The 17,239-nt window shown below is 72.6% G+C and carries 9 protein-coding genes; 4 read left to right on the top strand and 5 right to left on the bottom strand.

Annotated elements, in window-relative coordinates:
- Nucleotides 1-227: 227 nt before the first annotated feature.
- The 4 genes from hprK to KBC94_RS03520 form a co-directional block, all read right to left on the bottom strand.
- Nucleotides 228-1,181, bottom strand: a complete 954-nt coding sequence (gene hprK, locus KBC94_RS03535) for an HPr(Ser) kinase/phosphatase (RefSeq protein ID WP_043119117.1) — start codon at nucleotides 1,179-1,181, stop codon at nucleotides 228-230.
- A 94-nt stretch (nucleotides 1,182-1,275) separates the two neighbouring features.
- Nucleotides 1,276-1,743 (bottom strand): PTS sugar transporter subunit IIA, encoded by a 468-nt coding sequence (locus tag KBC94_RS03530; RefSeq protein ID WP_294366364.1) that lies wholly within the window; start codon nucleotides 1,741-1,743, stop codon nucleotides 1,276-1,278.
- A 144-nt stretch (nucleotides 1,744-1,887) separates the two neighbouring features.
- Nucleotides 1,888-2,217: a ribosome-associated translation inhibitor RaiA gene (gene raiA, locus KBC94_RS03525; protein ID WP_017757964.1), complete on the bottom strand. Its 330-nt coding sequence runs from the start codon at nucleotides 2,215-2,217 to the stop codon at nucleotides 1,888-1,890.
- A gap of 253 nt (nucleotides 2,218-2,470) precedes the next feature.
- Entirely contained in the window at nucleotides 2,471-4,591 is a 2,121-nt protein-coding gene (locus KBC94_RS03520; protein WP_294366361.1) for an ATP-dependent helicase, read from the bottom strand.
- 249 nt (nucleotides 4,592-4,840) lie between these two features.
- Here KBC94_RS03520 and corA point away from each other — a divergent pair, with 249 nt between their 5' ends.
- A complete protein-coding gene (gene corA, locus KBC94_RS03515; RefSeq protein WP_294366359.1) occupies nucleotides 4,841-5,827 on the top strand; it encodes a magnesium/cobalt transporter CorA in 987 nt (328 codons plus the stop codon).
- Nucleotides 5,828-5,957: 130 nt separating this feature from the next.
- Here corA and KBC94_RS03510 read toward each other — a convergent pair whose 3' ends face one another.
- Nucleotides 5,958-7,034 (bottom strand): homocysteine S-methyltransferase family protein, encoded by a 1,077-nt coding sequence (locus KBC94_RS03510; protein WP_294366357.1) that lies wholly within the window; start codon nucleotides 7,032-7,034, stop codon nucleotides 5,958-5,960.
- Nucleotides 7,035-7,097: 63 nt separating this feature from the next.
- Here KBC94_RS03510 and recC point away from each other — a divergent pair, with 63 nt between their 5' ends.
- The 3 genes from recC to recD are packed head-to-tail and all read left to right on the top strand — an operon-like array spanning nucleotide 7,098 to nucleotide 17,160.
- Nucleotides 7,098-10,733, top strand: a complete 3,636-nt coding sequence (gene recC, locus KBC94_RS03505) for an exodeoxyribonuclease V subunit gamma (protein WP_294366356.1) — start codon at nucleotides 7,098-7,100, stop codon at nucleotides 10,731-10,733.
- A complete protein-coding gene (locus KBC94_RS03500; RefSeq protein WP_294366353.1) occupies nucleotides 10,730-14,890 on the top strand; it encodes a UvrD-helicase domain-containing protein in 4,161 nt (1,386 codons plus the stop codon). The genes recC and KBC94_RS03500 overlap by 4 nt, the downstream gene beginning before the upstream one ends.
- On the top strand, nucleotides 14,887-17,160 hold the full coding sequence (recD, locus tag KBC94_RS03495; protein ID WP_294366352.1) for an exodeoxyribonuclease V subunit alpha: 2,274 nt from the start codon (nucleotides 14,887-14,889) through the stop codon (nucleotides 17,158-17,160). Before KBC94_RS03500 ends, recD begins: the two co-directional genes overlap by 4 nt.
- Nucleotides 17,161-17,239 lie beyond the last annotated feature (79 nt).

Below are 17,239 nucleotides of genomic sequence, written 5' to 3'. Positions count from 1 at the left end.
GCGGCCCTCAGCCCCTCTCTGGCGCCTTCGGCTTGGAGGGGGGCGCACCCAGAGGCCTGGCAAAGCCAGTTCCTCGGGTGCCCTGACATGGCCTGCTCCGCGGCCTTTTGATCAGGGGAAGCAGGAGCCAGCCGATGCCGTCTAAAGACGGCCCGCCTGCCGCTGAACAACGGCTCATCAATGAACGAAGCCCCTTCCGGGGCTTTGTTCATTCGGAGGACTGCGGCTCACGCGCCGCCGTTTTCCATCGCCTTGTGGTGGCGGGCGACGAAATCGGCATAGGTGTCGATACCGCGCAGTTGCAGGATGGAGTTGCGCACGGCGGCTTCGACCAGCACGGCGATGTTGCGGCCGGCCACCACCTGGATGACCACCTTGCGGATCGGCACGCCCAGCACGTCCTGCGTGAGCGGCTCGGCGGGCATGCGCTCGTAGTCGCGCTCGAAGGAGTCGCGGCGCACGAGGTGCACGATGAGCTTGAGCCGCATCTTCCGGCGCACCGCCGTCTCGCCGAAGATGGCCTTGATGTCCAGCAGGCCGATGCCGCGCACCTCCAGCAGGTTCTGCAGCAGGTCGGGACAGCGGCCCTCGATGGTGGCCTGGTTGATGCGGAACAGGTCGACCGCGTCGTCGGCCACCAGGCCATTGCCGCGCGAGATCAGCTCCAGACCCAGTTCGCTTTTGCCCAGGCCCGATTCGCCGGTGATCATCACGCCCATGCCCAGGATGTCCATGAACACGCCGTGCATCGAGGTGCGCTCGGCGAAGTGCTTGGACAGGTAGGCCCGCAGCACGTCGATGACGAAGGCCGAGGATTCGCGGGTGGCGAAGAGCGGCAGTTGCGCCCGCTCGCAGATGGACAGCAGTTCGTCCGGCGCGGCCTGGCCATCGGCCAGCACCAGCATGGGCGGCTCCAGCGTGACGATGCGGGCCACGCGCCGGGCGCAGTCCTCGGGCGATCCGCGCGTGAGGTACGCGACCTCGCGAGCGCCCATGATCTGCACGCGGTAGGGATGGATGTAGTTCAGATAGCCGACCAGGTCGGCGGCCGAGCGGGCATTGCTGATGACCTCGGGGTCGAACTGCCGCTCCGAGGCGCCGAGGCCCGCCAGCCACTCCCAGCGCAGGGAGCCGCGGAAATCCTCGAACATCGCATCGGCACTGATGACGGTGGGCTTCATGCGGCCATTGTCCACAGAGGCGAGCCCCCGTCGGGGCACCCGCGCGACGTCATGAGAAAGCAGGAAAGGGCGCGAGCCCCGGGGCGTGCGCCCCTCAGACCACCTGGGCCGAGCGCCAGCCCGCGATCAGGGCATGCAGCTCGCTGGCGTCGACGCTGCTCTTGATCTTCTCGCGCAGGGGCGCATCGCTCAGCATCTCGGCGATCTCGGAGAGGATCTCCAGATGCTTCTGCGTGGCCGTCTCCGGCACCAGCAGGAAGATGAGCAGCGCCACGGGCTGCTCGTCGGGCGCGTCGAAACCGATGGGATGGGCCAGCTGGAAGACCGCCGCCATCGGCGATTTCAGGCCCTTGATGCGACCGTGCGGGATGGCCACGCCATGGCCCAGACCGGTCGAACCGAGACGCTCGCGGGCGAACAGGCTGTCGGTGATGAGCGCGCGGCCGAGGCCGTGCAGGTTCTCGAACAGCAGGCCCGCTTCCTCGAAAGCACGCTTCTTGCTGGTGGCGTCCACGCTCACGAGCACTTGAGCGGACGGCAGGATGGATGCGAGTCGGTTCATGGTGGGGGGCGAATCGGGGCGCGATTATGCACCCGGGCTAACCCTTGTACCAGACATGGAAAAGCCGCCCGGAGGCGGCTTTTCAAGAGGATTTGCCCCGAGCAGGGGCTCGGCGGCATGGCAGGCGGTGTCGCCTGCGGGACTTCACATCAGGCGCTTGGGCGAGGGATGTCCATGATCCTGGAGACGGTCCTTGTGGCGGACGACCTGGCGGTCGAGCTTGTCCATGAGTTCGTCCACCGCCGCATACAGGTCGGCATGGCTGGACTCGGCGAACATGTCGTTGCCCTTCACGTGGATGCTGCATTCGGCGCGTTGCCGGCGTTCCTTTTCCTTCTGCTTCTCCACGGTAAGGATCACCTTGACGTCCACCACGCGGTCGAAGTGCCGCGTGATGCGGTCGAGCTTGGTGGTGACGTAGCTGCGCAGCGAAGGCGTGACGTCGAGGTGATGGCCGCTGATCGTCAAATTCATGAATGACCTCCTGGAATTGACGGTTGGGGAAATGGCCGGTTCTTCGAAAGGAAGGCGCCGGCCGGCGGAACTCAAGCGGGTGCGCGAGGCAATGCGGGATGTCGGCGGGGCGGTCTGACGATGTGGGATGAAGGCGCGTCGGCGCGTTGAATTCACTATGCGCGCGGCGTCATCGAATTGCAATGGAGGAATGTTTGAGCGCCATCAGGAGATGTTCGCGCCGCTGCATCTTCGATAGCGCGGGGGCCCGCATTCAAGAGCCCGGACGCCAGGCGGCGCGCAGGCGCTGGCGCAGGTCCAAGACCTCGGGCGGGACAGGGGCATGGGGCACGACGGGCGGCGGTGGCGGCCAGGTCACGCGGTCGAAATGGTGCAGGTCCGCATCGGGGATGAAGCGAGTGCGGCCTGCATACAGATGCCGGTCGCCGAAGCGCGACTGCTGCGTGACATGGAAGCGCTGCGGCACCAGCAGGTGCAGGTGTTCCCGGGCGCGCGTCATGGCGACGTAGAGCAGGCGCCGCTCCTCCTCCAGCTCGTGCGCGCCCTGCGCCACGTCGGCCGGCATGCAGCCGTCGACCACGTTGAGCACGTGCACCGAGTTCCATTCCTGGCCCTTGGCGGAATGGATGGTCGAGAGGATGAGGTAGTCCTCGTCGAGCAGCGGCGGGCCGGGCCGGTCGCTGGTGGCGTCGGGCGGGTCGAGGGTCAGCTCGGTCAGGAAGCGCTCGCGCGACGCGTAGCCGCGGGCCAGTTCGGCCAGTTGCTGCAGATCGCCCAGTCGCAGCGGCGCGGCCTCGTACAGGCGCTCCAGGTGCGGCGCGTACCAGTCGATGGCGATGGCCAGCTCCTGTGGCCAGCCATCGCCGCCGGCCTTGAGCGCCTGCCAGGCGCGGGCGAAGTCCTGCCAGGCCTCGCGCACCATGGGTGGCGGCACGAAGGCGGCCAGCGCGGCGGCCGGGTCGGCGGCAGCCTGCATCGCGTCCATCAGCCGGCCTGCGGTCGCGGGACCGATGCCGGGAATGAGCTGCACCGTGCGGAAGCCCGCCAGCCGGCTGCGCGGGTTGTGCACGAAGCGCATCAGCGCGAGCAGGTCCTTGACGTGGGCCGCTTCCAGGAATTTGAGGCCGCCGAACTTCACGAAGGGGATGTTGCGGCGCACCAGTTCCAGCTCCAGCGCGGCGCTGTGGCTGGCCGTGCGGAACAGCACCGCCTGCCGCTTGAGCGCCAGGCCGCCTTCGCGGTGGGCCAGCACGCGGTCGGCCACCCAGGTGGCCTGGTGGGCCTCGTCGGGCACCAGCACCAGCTGCGGCCGGCCGGCACTGGGGCGGTCGGTCCAGAGGCGCTTGGCATGGCGCTCCTGCGCATGGTCCATGACGGCATTGGCGGCGTCGAGGATGGGCGGCGTGCTGCGGTAGTTGCGCTCCAGCATGAGCACGCGCGCCGGCGGATCGAAGGCGGCCGGAAAGTCCAGGATGTTGCGCACCGTCGCGCCGCGGAAGCCGTAGATGGCCTGGGCGTCGTCGCCCACCGCGGTGACGCCGCGGCCATCAGGCTTGAGGCGGCGCAGGATCTCGTCCTGCAGCCGGTTGGTGTCCTGGTATTCGTCCACCAGCACATGATCGAAGCGGGCGCTCACCTGTGCGGCAAGGCCCGGCTCTTCCATCATCGTGGCCCAGGCGAGCAGCAGGTCGTCGAAGTCCAGCGCGTTCTGCTGGGCCTTGGCGTCCACATAGTCGGCGAACAGCGCCGGCAGCTGTTCCTGCCATTCGGCGCACCAGGGGAAGGACTGGCGCAGCACCTCGGCCAGCGGCAGCCGGGTGTTGACCACGCGCGAGTAGATGGCCAGGCAAGTGCCCTTGAGGGGAAAGCGCCGGGCCGTCTGCGACAGGCCGCGGGCGTGGCGCACCCAGCCCATCAGGTCTTCGGCATCGCCGCGGTCGTGGACGGTGAAGTCCGGGTCCAGCCCGAGCTGGACCGCATGGTCGCGCAGCAGCCGTGCGCCGACACCGTGGAAGGTGCCGGCCCAGGGCAGCGCCGGCAGGCTGCCTTCGCCCAGACCCAGCACGCGGGCGGCGACGAGGCCCGCGCGGCGGGTCAGCTCCTGCGCCGCGCGGCGCGAGAAGGTCAGCAGCAGGATGCGCTGCGGGTCGGCGCCCGCCGCCAGCAGGTGGGCGACGCGGTGGGCGAGCGTGCTGGTCTTGCCGGCGCCGGCACCGGCGATGACCAGCAGCGGCCCGCCCGGCATCGCGCGCTCGCCGACGCCGTGCAGGACGGCTGCCCGCTGGTCTTCGTTGAGCCCGGCCAGGGCCGCTTCCAGGCGCCCGGCCACGGTGCCGGCGGCGACCGTGGACGCTTCGTTCACAAGGGTGGACATGACGCCACAAATGTACTGGATGCCCATCCAGATCGGGGCATTTCACGCCCTGCTGCGGTGCATAATCGCGCCCGCTGCTTTACCGGAGTACCGACCTTGGACACCTCCCCGTCTCGGCAGCTTTCAGCTCCCTTCTGACCTTCGCGTCGCGCGTGCCGGCCGGTGCGCGGGTGGCGGGCTGAAAGCGCCAACCACCCCCTTCCTGTCGCCCATCGTCCCGCAACGCCTTCGCTTTCAGGGGAGCACGCCATGCTCAACATCTTCACGCTCGCCAACGGCCGCCTCGTCCAGGAGGAAATCGAGTCGCTGGAGGAGCTGTCCCGCTTCCAGCCGATCTGGGTCGACCTGGAGTCGCCCAGCCCGGACGAGAAGCGCTGGGTCAAGCAGTACTACGGCCTGTCCATTCCCGAGGACGTGACCGACGAGGACATCGAGGAGTCGGCCCGCTTCTACGAAGAGGACAACGGCGACCTGCACGTGCGCAGCGACTTCCTGATCGCCGACGCCGACGAGCCGCGCAGCGTGCGCGTGGCCTTCATCCTCAACCAGCACAACGCCGAGTTGAAGAGCCGCGGCGTGCTGTTCTCGATCCACGACGAGGACGTGCCGGTGTTCCGCCTGCTGCGCATGCGCGCGCGCCGCGCGCCGGGGTTGATCGAAGACGCCAAGGAAGTGCTGCTCAAGCTCTTCGACGCCGACGCCGAGTACTCCGCCGACACGCTCGAAGGCATCTACGACGAGCTCGAAGCCGCCGGCAACCTGGTGCTCAAGGGCAACGTGAGCGACGAGATCGCCGGCGAGGTGCTGGGCCTGATCGCGCGCCAGGAAGACCTGAACGGCCGCATCCGCCGCAACGTGATGGACACCCGCCGCGCCGTGAGCTTCATGATGCGCAGCCGCATGCTCAACGCCGACCAGTTCGAGGAGGCCCGGCAGATCCTGCGCGACATCGAATCGCTGGACAGCCACACCGCCTTCCTGTTCGACAAGATCAACTTCCTGATGGACGCCACGGTCGGCTTCATCAACATCAACCAGAACAAGATCATCAAGATCTTCTCGGTGGCCAGCGTGGCGCTGCTGCCGCCGACGCTGATCGCCAGCATCTACGGCATGAACTTCAAGTTCATGCCCGAGTTGGAGTGGAGCCTGGGGTATCCGTACGTGCTGCTGCTGATGGCAGCCAGCGCCGTCGGGCCGATGCTCTACTTTAGAAAGCGCGGCTGGTTGAAGTAGGCCCACCCCCTTGGCGCCTGCGGCGCCTCCCCCTCAAGGGGGCGCACGCAGCGGCCCGGCAAAGCCGGTTCCGCGCGCACTCTCGCGTGGCCTGCTGCGCGGCCCGATGTCGGGATGTCCGGGCAGGCGCTCAGGCGGCTTCGCGGTAAAAGCGCGCGCCCTGCACGCCGCGCGGCGTCATCGGACCGACGGCGGCGCCGATGGCGGCGATGTGGTCGGGGGTGGTGCCGCAGCAGCCGCCGACGATGTTGACCAGGCCGTCGGCGGCGAATTCGTGCACCAGGCGCGAGGTGACCTCGGGCGTCTCGTCGAAGCCGGTCTCGCTCATCGGGTTGGGCAGGCCGGCGTTGGGGTAGCAGCTGATGAAGGTGTCGGTCGCCACGCGGTTGAGTTCCTGCACGTAGGGCCGCATCAGCGCGGCGCCCAGGGCGCAGTTCAGGCCCACGGCCAGCGGGCGCGCGTGGCGCACGCTGTGCCAGAAGGCGGTGACGGTCTGGCCGCTCAGGATGCGGCCCGACGCATCGGTGACGGTGCCGCTGATGATGATCGGCAGGCATTCGCCGCTGGCCTCGAAGTACTCGTCGATGGCGAAGAGCGCGGCCTTGGCGTTGAGGGTGTCGAAGATGGTCTCGACCAGCAGCACGTCCGAGCCGCCCTCGACCAGCGCGGCGGTCTGCTCGTAGTAGGCGGCGCGCAGCGTCTCGAAGTCGATGTTGCGTGCGCCCGGGTCGTTCACGTCGGGGCTGATGCTGGCGGTGCGCGGCGTCGGGCCCAGGGCGCCGGCCACGAAACGCGGCTTGTCTGGCGTGCTGAACTTGTCGCAGGCCTCGCGCGCCAGGCGGGCGCTGGCCAGGTTCATCTCGCGCGCCAGATCGGCCATGTCGTAGTCCTCCTGCGCGATGGTGGTGGCGCCGAAGGTGTTGGTCTCGATCAGGTCGGCACCGGCCGCCAGGTAGCCCTCGTGGATGTCGCGGATCACGTCGGGGCGGGTGATGGACAGCAGCTCGTTGTTGCCCTTGACGTCCTTGTGGAAGTCCTTGAAACGATCGCCCACGGCGCCGGGGCCGGTGTAGCCCTCGCCGCGGTATTGCGCCTCGCTGAGCTTGAAGCGCTGGATCATGGTGCCCATCGCCCCGTCGAGGATGGCAATGCGCTGGGCCAGGATGGCCGGCAGCTGCTGGGCGCGGGTGTAGGTGGGCAGATTCATGGGGGCGCGATTGTAAAAACCCGCGCCTGCCCCGGCCGCTAACATGGCCGGCCGCTGCCCGCCATGACCGATTCCTTCGCCACGCCCCCCCTGCAGCCCGGCCTGATGGTCCTGCACGGCAACCGGCCGGAAGACCTGCGGCAGTTGCTCGTGGCCTGGCTGGCGCGGCATCCGCTCGCGCCGCTGGAGGACGAGGTGGTGCTGGTGCAGAGCAACGGCATCGCGCAGTGGCTCAAGCTGGCGCTGGCGGCCGATCCGGCCCGCGGCGGGCTGGGCATCACGGCGGCCTTCGATGTGCAGCTGCCCGCGCAGTTTCTGTGGCGGGCCTACCGCGCGGTGCTGGGCGCCGACACGGTGCCCGAGCGCTCGCCGCTGGACGAGGCGCCGCTCGCCTGGCGGCTGATGCGCCTGCTGCCCGCGCTCACCGCCCGCGCGGCCGAGACCGACGCCCGCTTCGCACCGCTCGCCCGCTTCCTGGCCCACGACCCCGACCTGCGCAAGTGCCACCAGCTCGCGCTGCGGCTGGCCGACCTGTTCGACCAGTACCAGGTCTACCGCGCCGACTGGCTGCAGGACTGGGCCGCCGGCCGCGACCAGCTCCAGACGCTGCGCGGCGGCACCCGCCCGCTGCCCGAGGACCAGCACTGGCAGGCCCGCCTGTGGCGCGCCCTGCTCGACGATCTGGACGGCCGCGCACCGGCTGATGCGACGCAGGGCCTGGCGGGCAGCCGCGCCGGCGTGCACCAGCGCTTCATCGACACCCTGGCCGCGCACGAAGGCCCGCCCCCGGCGGGCCTGCCGCGGCGGGTGATCGTCTTCGGCATCTCCGCCCTGCCCGCGCAGACGCTGCAGGCCCTGGCCGCCCTGGCACGGCATGCGCAGGTGATGCTCTTCGTGCACAACCCCTGCCGCCACCACTGGACCGACATCGTGGCCGACCAGGACCTGCTGCGCGGCGCCTACCGCCGGCAGGCGCGCCGCCCCGGCATGCCCGCCGTGCTGGACGAGGCCGCGCTGCACCAGCATGCCCATCCGCTGCTGGCCGCCTGGGGCAAGCAAGGCCGCGACTACCTGCACCTGATCGACGGCTTCGACGAGCCCGACCGCTACCGCGGCGCCTGGGCCGGCATCGGCAGCGGCCGCATCGACCTCTTCAGCGATGACACGCCGCCCGAGCACAGCCTGCTGCGCCAGCTGCAGGACGACATCCTGGAGCTGCGCCCCCTGGCCGAGACACGCGCACGCTGGCCCGCCGTGGACCCGGCGCGCGACGTCTCGCTGCGCTTCCACACCGCCCATTCGCCGCAGCGCGAGGTGGAAGTGCTGCACGACCAGCTGCTGGCCCGCTTCGACGCGGACCCCACGCTGCAGCCGCGCGACGTGATCGTGATGCTGCCCGACGTGGATGCCTACGCGCCGCACATCGAGGCCGTCTTCGGCCGGCTCACGCGCAGCGACCCGCGGCACATTCCCTTCACCGTCGCCGACCAGGGCCAGCGCGGGCGCGAGCCGCTGCTGGTGGCCCTCGAGGCGCTGCTGGCCCTGCCCGACAGCCGCTTCGCCGCCAGCGACGTGCTGGACCTGCTCGAAGTCCAGGCCGTGCGCGAACGCTTCGGCCTGGCCGAGGACGAGCTGCCCGTGCTCAAGCGCTGGATCGAAGGCGCCGGCGTGCGCTGGGGCCTGGATGCCGATCAGCGCGCGCAGCAGGGCCTGGGCGCCGCCGGCGAAGCGAACAGCTGGCGCTTCGGCCTGCAACGCATGCTGCTGGGCTATGCCGCTGGCGACGGTGAGGCCTTCGACGGCATCGCGCCCTTCGACGAAGTGGGCGGGCTGGACGCCGCCGCCCTCGGACCCTTGGCGGCGCTGCTGCGCGCCATGGAAGTCACGCTCGACACGCTGTCGCTGGAAGACACGCCCACCGTCTGGGCCGAACGCCTGCGCGCGCTGCTGCAGCGCTTCTTCGCGCCGGCCACGCCGCGCGAGCAGGTGCGCGTGCAGGAACTGCTGCAGGGCCTGGACCGCTGGCTGGACGACTGCGCCGCCGCCGGCTTCGACGAGAAGCTGCCGCTTTCGGTGGTGCGCGAGACCTGGCTGGGCCAGCTGGGCAGCGGCGGGCTGGCCCAGCGCTTCCTGTCGGGCGGCGTCAGCTTCTGCACGCTGATGCCCATGCGGGCCATTCCCTTCCGCGTGGTCTGCCTGCTGGGCATGAACGACGGCGACTTCCCGCGCCCGGTGATGCGCGCCGACTTCGACCTGATGAGGGACGACTGGCGCCCCGGCGACCGCTCGCGCCGCGACGACGACCGCTACCTGCTGCTGGAGGCGCTGCTGTCGGCGCGCGAGCAGCTCTACCTGAGCTGGATCGGCCGCGACGTGCGCGACCACAGCGCCCGCGCGCCCAGCGTGCTGGTGGGCCAGCTGCGCGATCACCTGGCCGCCGGCTGGCACTTGGCCGGCCACGAGCACGACCGCGACGCGCTGCTGGCCGCGCTGACCACCGAGCATCCGCTGCAGCCCTTCAGCCCGCGCTACTTCGCGCCCGAGGCGCCGCGCGCGCCGGCCGTGGACGGCCTCTACACCTATGGCCGCGAGTGGCAGGCGGCTCATTCCGCGCAACCGCCCGACCGCGACGAGCAGGCCCTCCCGCCCTGGCAGCCCGAGGAGCCCATCGCCCTGCGCCCGCTGGAGGACTTCCTGGCCCAGCCCATCGAGGCCTTCTTCGCCCAGCGCCTGCATGTGCGCTTCGGCCCCGGTGCGGACGGCAGCGAGGACGTGCTCGACGACGAGCTCTTCGCCCTGGGCGGCCTGGAGAACTGGGCGCTGGAGCAGCAGCTGCGCCAGGCCCTGCAGCCCTGGTGCGACGCGCAGCCCGGCCCGGCCGCCGTCCGGGCGGCGCTGGGCACGACGCTCGCGCAGCAGATCGACCGGCTGGCGAGCGAAGGCCGGCTGCCGCTGCAGGCCTTCGGCACGCTGGCCGGCCAGGGTCTGCGCCAGCGCGTGGCCCGCACCTTGGATCACTACCTCAAGGCCTGCGAGGCGTGGCCCGAGGTGGAGGCCGAGCCCGTGCTGCTGCACTGGCGGCATGCGGCCAGCGGCGTGGCGATCGAGGATGCCCTGCCGCCGCGGCGACTGGCCGCTGGCGGTGGTGCAGGTGCGGGTGGAGGCCCGGCATCCGGCTCCGCCACCGCCGAGCCCGCGCGCCTCGTGCTGGCCCAGGGCCGGCTGCACAAGGGCAAGGAGCTGTCGTGGCACCACGTGGTGCGCCACTGGCCGGCGCACCTGGCGCTCAACTGGGCGGCCGGCCCCACGCGCACCGTGCTGGTCAGTGAATCGGGCACCCTGGTGCTGCCGACGCTGACCCGGGCCGATGCGGACGAAGCGCTGGGTCAGCTCGTCGAGGCCTGGCTCGCCGGCCTGCGCCAGCCGCTGCCCCTGGCATGCCGCACCGGCTTCGCCGCGCTGGCCGAGGACATGGCCGGCAACGCTGCCCGCATGGCCTACGACGGCGGCATGCAGCGCCAGGGGGAGTGCGAGCGCCCTGCACTGGCCCGCGCCTATGCCGACTTCGCCGCCCTGGACAGCGCCCGCACCACCGGCGATGGCCGCGGCCTGTTCGACTGGGCCCAGGCGCTCTACGGCCCGCTGTGGCGACAAGTGCCCGCCGCACGCCGCGGCGCCACGAAGGAGGCCGAGTCGTGAACGCCACCCTCCCCGCCGTCCAGCCGCTGGACCCGCTGCGCTTCCCCCTGCACGGCCTGCGCCTCATCGAGGCCAGCGCCGGCACCGGCAAGACCTACACCATCGCCCTGCTCTACCTGCGCCTGGTGCTGGGCCATGGCGGGCCCGGCAGCGCCTTCGGCCGGCCGCTCACGCCGCCCGAGATCCTGGTCGTGACCTTCACCGAAGCCGCCACCCAGGAGCTGCGCGAGCGCATCCGCGCCCGGCTGGACGAGGCCGCGCGCGTCTTCGCCGGCGAGGCCGAGGCACCGGCCGGCGACGCGCTGGCCGCCCTGCTCGCCGACTACGCGCCCGAGGCCCGCCCCGGCTGCGCCCACCGCCTGCGCGTGGCCGCGCAGTGGATGGACGAATCGGCCATCGCCACCATCCACGGCTGGGCCTGGCGCATGCTGCGCGAGCACGCCATGGGCAGCGGCAGTCTGTTCGCCCAGACCCTGCAGACCGACCTGCAGGCGCTGCAGCAGCAGGTGCTGCACGACCACTGGCGGCGCCACTACTACCCGCTGGACGCCGCCGCCTCGCGTGCGCTGCTGGGCTGCTTCGCCAACCCCGAGGCCCTGTGGCAGGCCGTGCGCCCGCTGCTCGCGCAAGGCGATGCGCAGCTGCGGCTGCAAGGCAGCGCCTTCGACGGCCAAGCCGACGCGCTGGACGCCCTGCGCCAGTTGGGCCGCAGCATGGCCGAGGCCGACGCGTGGGAGAACGCCGCGCGCCAGGCCTGGCAGGCCGACCGCGCCACGCTGGAGCGCCTGTGGCACGACGCCCGCCCGCACCTCAACGGCAACAGCTACCGCGGCAAGGACGACGACGCCACCTTCGACGGCTGGCTGCAGGCGCTGGCCGACTGGAGCGCCGGTGCCGAGGCGCCCGACAACATCGCCCGCTTCGGCCGCGCAGGCGCCAAGCTCAAGAAGGGCCAGGCCCTGCCCGACCATCCCGCGCTGGACGCCATCGACGCTTGGCAGCAGGCGCAGGTCGCGGCCCAGCCCGCGGGCCTGCGTGCGCACCTGGCCGTGCATGCCGCCCGCGCCCTGCGCGAAGCCCTCGCGGCCGAGAAGCTGCGCCGCGCCGAACTGGGCTTCGACGACCTGCTGCTGCAGCTGGACCGCGCCCTGGCCGGCCCGGGCGGCGCGGCGCTGGCGGCGCGCATCCGCACCCGCTTTCCGCTGGCGCTGATCGACGAGTTCCAGGACACGGACCCGGTGCAGTACCGCATCTTCCGGCGCATCTATGGCGAAGCGGGGGATGGCGGCGACGGCAGTGGCCCAAGCGGTGGCGATGGCGAAAACGGAAGCGGCGCCGGGGCCGGCGACATGCACGGCGCCGGCCCTGCTGCCGCCCCCCGCACCGCCACCGGCCTGATCCTGATCGGCGACCCCAAGCAGGCCATCTACGCCTTCCGCGGCGCCGACATCCGCACCTACCTGCGCGCCCGGCGCGACACCGCCGCGCAGGCCGATGCGGCGGGTGGCGCCATCTATGCGCTGGACACCAACTTCCGCTCCACCACCGCCGTGGTGCAGGCCGTCAACCGCGTCTTCGCGCAGGCCAGCCGCCATCCGCGCGGGGCCTTCCGCTTCGCGCAGGCGGACGGCGACCCCGTGCCCTTCGTGCCGGTGCGCGCCCGCGGCCGGAGCGAGGCTTTGTGGCTCCAAGGCGCGCCCGCGGCCGCCCTCACCCTCTGGTCGCAGGAGCCCGAGCCCGACGCCGGCCGCGACAGCGTCGGCACCGCCGACTACCGCGCGCAGATGGCCGAAGTCTTCGCCAGCGCCGCCGTGCGCTGGCTGGCCGACACCGGCGAGGGCCGCAGCGGCTTCCGTCAGTCCGACGGCCGCTGGCAGCCGCTGCGGCCGGCCGACATCGCCGTGCTGGTGCGCAGCGGCACCGAGGCCGCCGCCATCCGCGGTGCGCTGGCCGCGCGCGGGCTGCGCAGCGTCTACCTGTCGGACCGCGAATCGGTCTTCGCCACGCCCGAGGCCCAGGACATGCTGCGCTGGCTGCGCGCCGCCGCGGAGCCGGGCGACGACCGGCTGCTGCGCACCGCCCTGGCCAGCCGCAGCCTGGGCCTGCCGCTGGCCGGACTGGCCCGATTGGAAGAGGACGAACTGGCCTGGGAAGAGACCGCCCTGCGCTGGCAGTCCTTCAACGCCTGCTGGCTGCGCCACGGCGTGCTGCCGATGGTGCATGCGCTGCTGCATGCCTACGACCTGCCCGCGCGCTGGCTGGCTGCGCCGGCTGGCAGGGCCGGCGCGCTGCCTGCCGAAGCGCCCGCAGGGATGGCGTCCGGGCCCGATGTGCGCCCCCAGCCTGACACGCGCAGCCCAACGCCCGTCGATGAGGCGGATGCGCCCGACGGCGCTGCACCCGCCGCGACCGCCCTCGGCGGCGAACGCCGGCTCACCAACGTGCTGCACCTGGCCGAATGGCTGCAACGCCGCGCCCTCGACCTGGACGGCCCGCATGCGCTGATCCGCGCCCTCGCCCAGCGCCTGGCCGAGCCGGGCGGCGAGGAAGAGATCCTGCGGCTGGAGAGCGACGCCGCCCTGCTCAAGGTCGTGACCATCCACAAGTCCAAGGGCCTGGAGTACCCGCTGGTGCTGCTGCCCTTCATCGCCGCCTGGCGCGAGGAGAAGGCCTCCGCCACCAGGTCCATCGGCTTCCACGACGCCGAGGCCGATGCCCGCGTGATCGAGCTGGACGGCAAGCACGAGGAGGCCGCCGCCCTGGCCGACGAGGAGCGGCTGGCCGAGGACATGCGGCTGCTCTACGTGGCGCTGACCCGCGCCCGGCATGCGCTGTGGCTGGGCGTGGCGCCCCTGTCGGCTGGCAGCGGCAGGAAGGTGGCGCTGGACCGCGGCGCGCTGGGGCAGGTATTGGGCGCTGGCGCGGCCATCGACAGCCTGGCGGGCTACCGGGCGGCGCTGCACACGCTGGCGGGCAATGCGGGCAATGCGGGCGACGCCGCCGCGACGACGGCAGCCGGAGCGTCCTCCGCGTCCGGGGTGGGCGGCGCATCCGGGGCAGCCCGGACAGCCACGCCCTCCGACGCATCCGCCGCGGCTGGCGCATCTGCCGCCTCCGGCCCGCCCACGCTCGTCATCGAACCCGCACCCTCCCCCGACGCCCGCATCTGGCGCCCACCCGTCCCGCCGCCACCCGGCACCGCCCGCACGCCGCTGCGCCACGGGCATGCGCCTTGGTGGATCGCCAGTTATTCCGCACTCGTGCAGCAACTGGGCGGCAGCGGCACCCTGGCGCAGGACGCCCCGGCGCCCGCCGCCGAGCCCGAGGACGCCCGCCAGGACCAGGCGCTGGAAGAAGCCATCGCGCCCGCCGACGTCGCGCCGGAGGAGCGTCCCGCCACCGCCCCGCGCGGCGGCAGCTGGCATGCCTTCCCGCAGGGCGCCGAGGCGGGCAGCTTCCTGCACGGCCTGCTCGACTGGTGCGCGCAGCAGGGCTTCGCCCGCGTGCTCGAAAGCCCCGAGGCCCTGCGCGACCTGATCGCCCGCCGTTGCACCGTGCGCGGCTGGGAGGCCTGGATCGAGCCGCTGTGCGACTGGCTGCCGCGCTGGCTGCGCACGCCCTGGCCGCTGCCCGATGCCGCACCCGCCACGCCGGCCGGCCTGGCGCGGCCGAAGTCCGAGATGGAGTTCTGGATGCCGGTGCACCGCGCCGACGCGCGCAGCATCGACGCGCTGGTGCAGCGCCACCTGCTGCCCGGCCAGCCCCGCCCACCGCTGCCACCCACGCAGCTGGCCGGCATGCTCAAGGGCTTCATGGACCTGGTCTTCGAACACGACGGCCGCTGGTGGGTGGCCGATTACAAGTCCAACTGGCTGGGCCCGGACGACGCGGCCTATGGCGATGCGGCGATCCAGGCCTCGCTGCTGGCCCATCGCTACGACGTGCAGGCTGCCCTCTACAGCCTGGCGCTGCACCGCCTGCTGCGCAGCCGCCTGCCGGGCTACGACCCCGACACGCACTTGGGCGGCGCGCTCACCGTCTACCTGCGCGGCGCCGATGCGCCCGGCCACGGCATCTGGGCCGTGCGGCCGCCGCGCGAACTGATCGAGGCACTCGACGCCCTGCTGCGCGGCCCCGAGGAAGGCGACGCCGAATGACCCGCCGCACCGACGCCACGCAGACCGCGCCCGTGACGCCCACCGCCGACCTCTTCGACGCCGAGCCCGCCGAAGCCGCCGCCGGGCAGCGGCGCGACGCCCTGCTGGCCGACCTGGACCGCTGGGTGCAGCAGGGCTGGCTGCGCGAGCTGGACCGCAGCTTCGCCCTCTTCTGCCGCGACCATGATCCCGAAGCCGGCGCCGAGCTGCTGCTGGCCGCCGCCCTGGCCAGCCACCAGCTCGGCCGCGGCCATGTCTGCCTGGACCTGCAGGCCACGCTGGCCGACGGCCGCCACAGCCTCTCGCTGCCGCCCGACACCGCCAGCGCCGCCGCGGTGGGCGACGGCCCGCAGCGCTGGCTGCAGCCGCTGCGCCTGGCCGCCTGGCGCGAGGCCCTGACCGCCAGCCGCCTGTGCGGCCGCGGCGATCCGGCCGAAGGCGCCACGCCGCTGGTGCTGCAGGGCCCGCGCCTGTACCTGCGGCGCTACTGGCAGTACGAGCAGCAGGTGCGCGCCCGCATCGAGGCCCGCCTGGCGCCCGCCCCCGTGGCACCGGCCGCGCGCATCCGCCCCGTGCTCGACCGGCTCTTCGGCGCCGGCGACGGCACGCCCGACTGGCAGAAGATGGCCTGCGCCCTCGCGCTGCGCCAGCGCTTCGCCGTCATCACCGGCGGGCCGGGCACCGGCAAGACCACCACCGTGGTGCGGCTGCTGGCGCTGCTGCAGTCGATGGCGATGCATGGGGGCGACGGGCGACAGCACGGCGCGGAAGCGGCGCAGGATACCGGTGCCCGTTCAGCCTCCGACGCGGGTGCCGGCACGCGCGGCATGCCGGGCGCCCCGGGCCGGCCGCTGCGCATCCAGCTGGCCGCACCCACCGGCAAGGCCGCCGCGCGGCTCACCGAGTCCATCCGCGGCGCCCTCGACCCGTTGCCCTGGCACCAGCTGCCCGGCGGCGCCGGCCTGCGAAGCCATGTGCCGGCCGAGGCCCGCACCCTGCACCGCCTGCTGGGCAGCCGCCCCGACACCCGCCGCCTGCGTCACCACGCAGGCCATCCGCTTCCGCTGGACGTGCTGGTGGTCGACGAGGCCTCCATGGTCGACCTGGAGATGATGGCCGCCCTGCTCGACGCCCTGCCCCCACAGGCCCGGCTGGTGCTGCTGGGCGACAAGGACCAGCTCGCCTCCGTCGAGGCCGGCGCGGTGCTGGGCGAACTGTGCAGCCGCGCCGAGGCCGGCCATTACGCCCCGGACACTCTCGCCTGGCTGCAGGCCGCCACCGGCCAGACGCCGCCCGCCGATCTGCAGGACCCGCGCGGGCAGCCGCTGGACCAGGCCATCGCCATGCTGCGCGTGAGCCGGCGCTTCCATGCCGGCAGCGGCATCGGCCGGCTGGCGACAGCCGTCAATGCGGGCCGGGCGGCCGAGGCGTTGGCGCTGTTCGACGACGGCCCCGCCGACCTGCGCCGCTGCCGCCTCAGCGCTGCGCCGGGTCATCTGGCGCAGGACGCCGCCCTGCGCGCCCTGCTGCTGGCCGACGACGGCATCGACGACACCTCGGCGGCGGGCGCGCAGCCCGACGGCCGGCAGCCTGTCGGTCCGGCCCACTGGCTGCGTCGCATCCACGAGGCGCGCCCCGACTCCGACGCGCCCCGCGCCGAATGGGACGCCTGGGCCGCGGCCCTGCTGCAGGCCAGCGGCCGCTTCCAGCTGCTGTGCGCGTTGCGCGAAGGTCCGTGGGGCGTGGCGGGCCTGAATGCCGCCATCGCCGAACTGCTGCACGCCGAAGGCTGGATCGCCGCCACCCAGGGCTGGTACGCCGGCCGGCCGGTGCTGGTCACCCGCAACGATTCGGCGCTGGGCCTGATGAACGGCGACGTGGGCCTGACGCTGCAGCTGCCCGCCCGCTTCGACGATGCCACCGGCCGACCGGTGCCCGAGGCCGGCACCGCGCTGCGCGTGGCCTTCGCCGCGGCCGACGGCTCGGGCGGCGTGCGCTGGACCCTGCCCGCGCGGCTGCAGGCCGTGGAGACCGTCTTCGCCATGACGGTGCACAAGTCGCAGGGCTCGGAGTTCGAGCACACCGCACTGCTGCTGCCGCCCACCGCCAGCCCGGTGCTCACGCGCGAGCTGGTCTACACCGGCATCACCCGTGCGCGGCGCTGGTTCACGCTGGTGGCGCCGGCCGGGCGTGGGCAGCGGGTGCTGGAGGCGGCCATCGGGCGCCAGGTGCTGCGTGCCAGCGGGCTGATGGCACCACCGGGCGGCTGAGAAGGCGCGGACACGCCGAGCGCGCCGGCGCCCTCGCACAGGCGGCCACCGTATCGGCTCCCTGGGTGGCCGATCTGGC

The sequence above is a fragment of the Pseudacidovorax sp. genome (genome assembly GCF_017991995.1).
Taxonomy (GTDB): Bacteria; Pseudomonadota; Gammaproteobacteria; order Burkholderiales; family Burkholderiaceae_C; genus Xenophilus.
Note: the sequence above shows the minus strand (reverse complement) of the source record. Positions and strands in the feature narration are given on the sequence as shown.

Bases quoted from the DNA above. Each gene is read 5' to 3' on its own strand.
- KBC94_RS03510 (WP_294366357.1), bottom strand. From the start codon at position 7,034: ATGAATCTGCCCACCTACACCCGCGCCCAGCAGCTGCCGGCCATCCTG.
- KBC94_RS03530 (WP_294366364.1), bottom strand. From the start codon at position 1,743: ATGAACCGACTCGCATCCATCCTGCCGTCCGCTCAAGTGCTCGTGAGC.
- raiA (WP_017757964.1), bottom strand. From the start codon at position 2,217: ATGAATTTGACGATCAGCGGCCATCACCTCGACGTCACGCCTTCGCTG.
- KBC94_RS03520 (WP_294366361.1), bottom strand. From the start codon at position 4,591: ATGTCCACCCTTGTGAACGAAGCGTCCACGGTCGCCGCCGGCACCGTG.
- corA (WP_294366359.1), top strand. From the start codon at position 4,841: ATGCTCAACATCTTCACGCTCGCCAACGGCCGCCTCGTCCAGGAGGAA.
- recC (WP_294366356.1), top strand. From the start codon at position 7,098: ATGACCGATTCCTTCGCCACGCCCCCCCTGCAGCCCGGCCTGATGGTC.
- recD (WP_294366352.1), top strand. From the start codon at position 14,887: ATGACCCGCCGCACCGACGCCACGCAGACCGCGCCCGTGACGCCCACC.
- hprK (WP_043119117.1), bottom strand. From the start codon at position 1,181: ATGAAGCCCACCGTCATCAGTGCCGATGCGATGTTCGAGGATTTCCGC.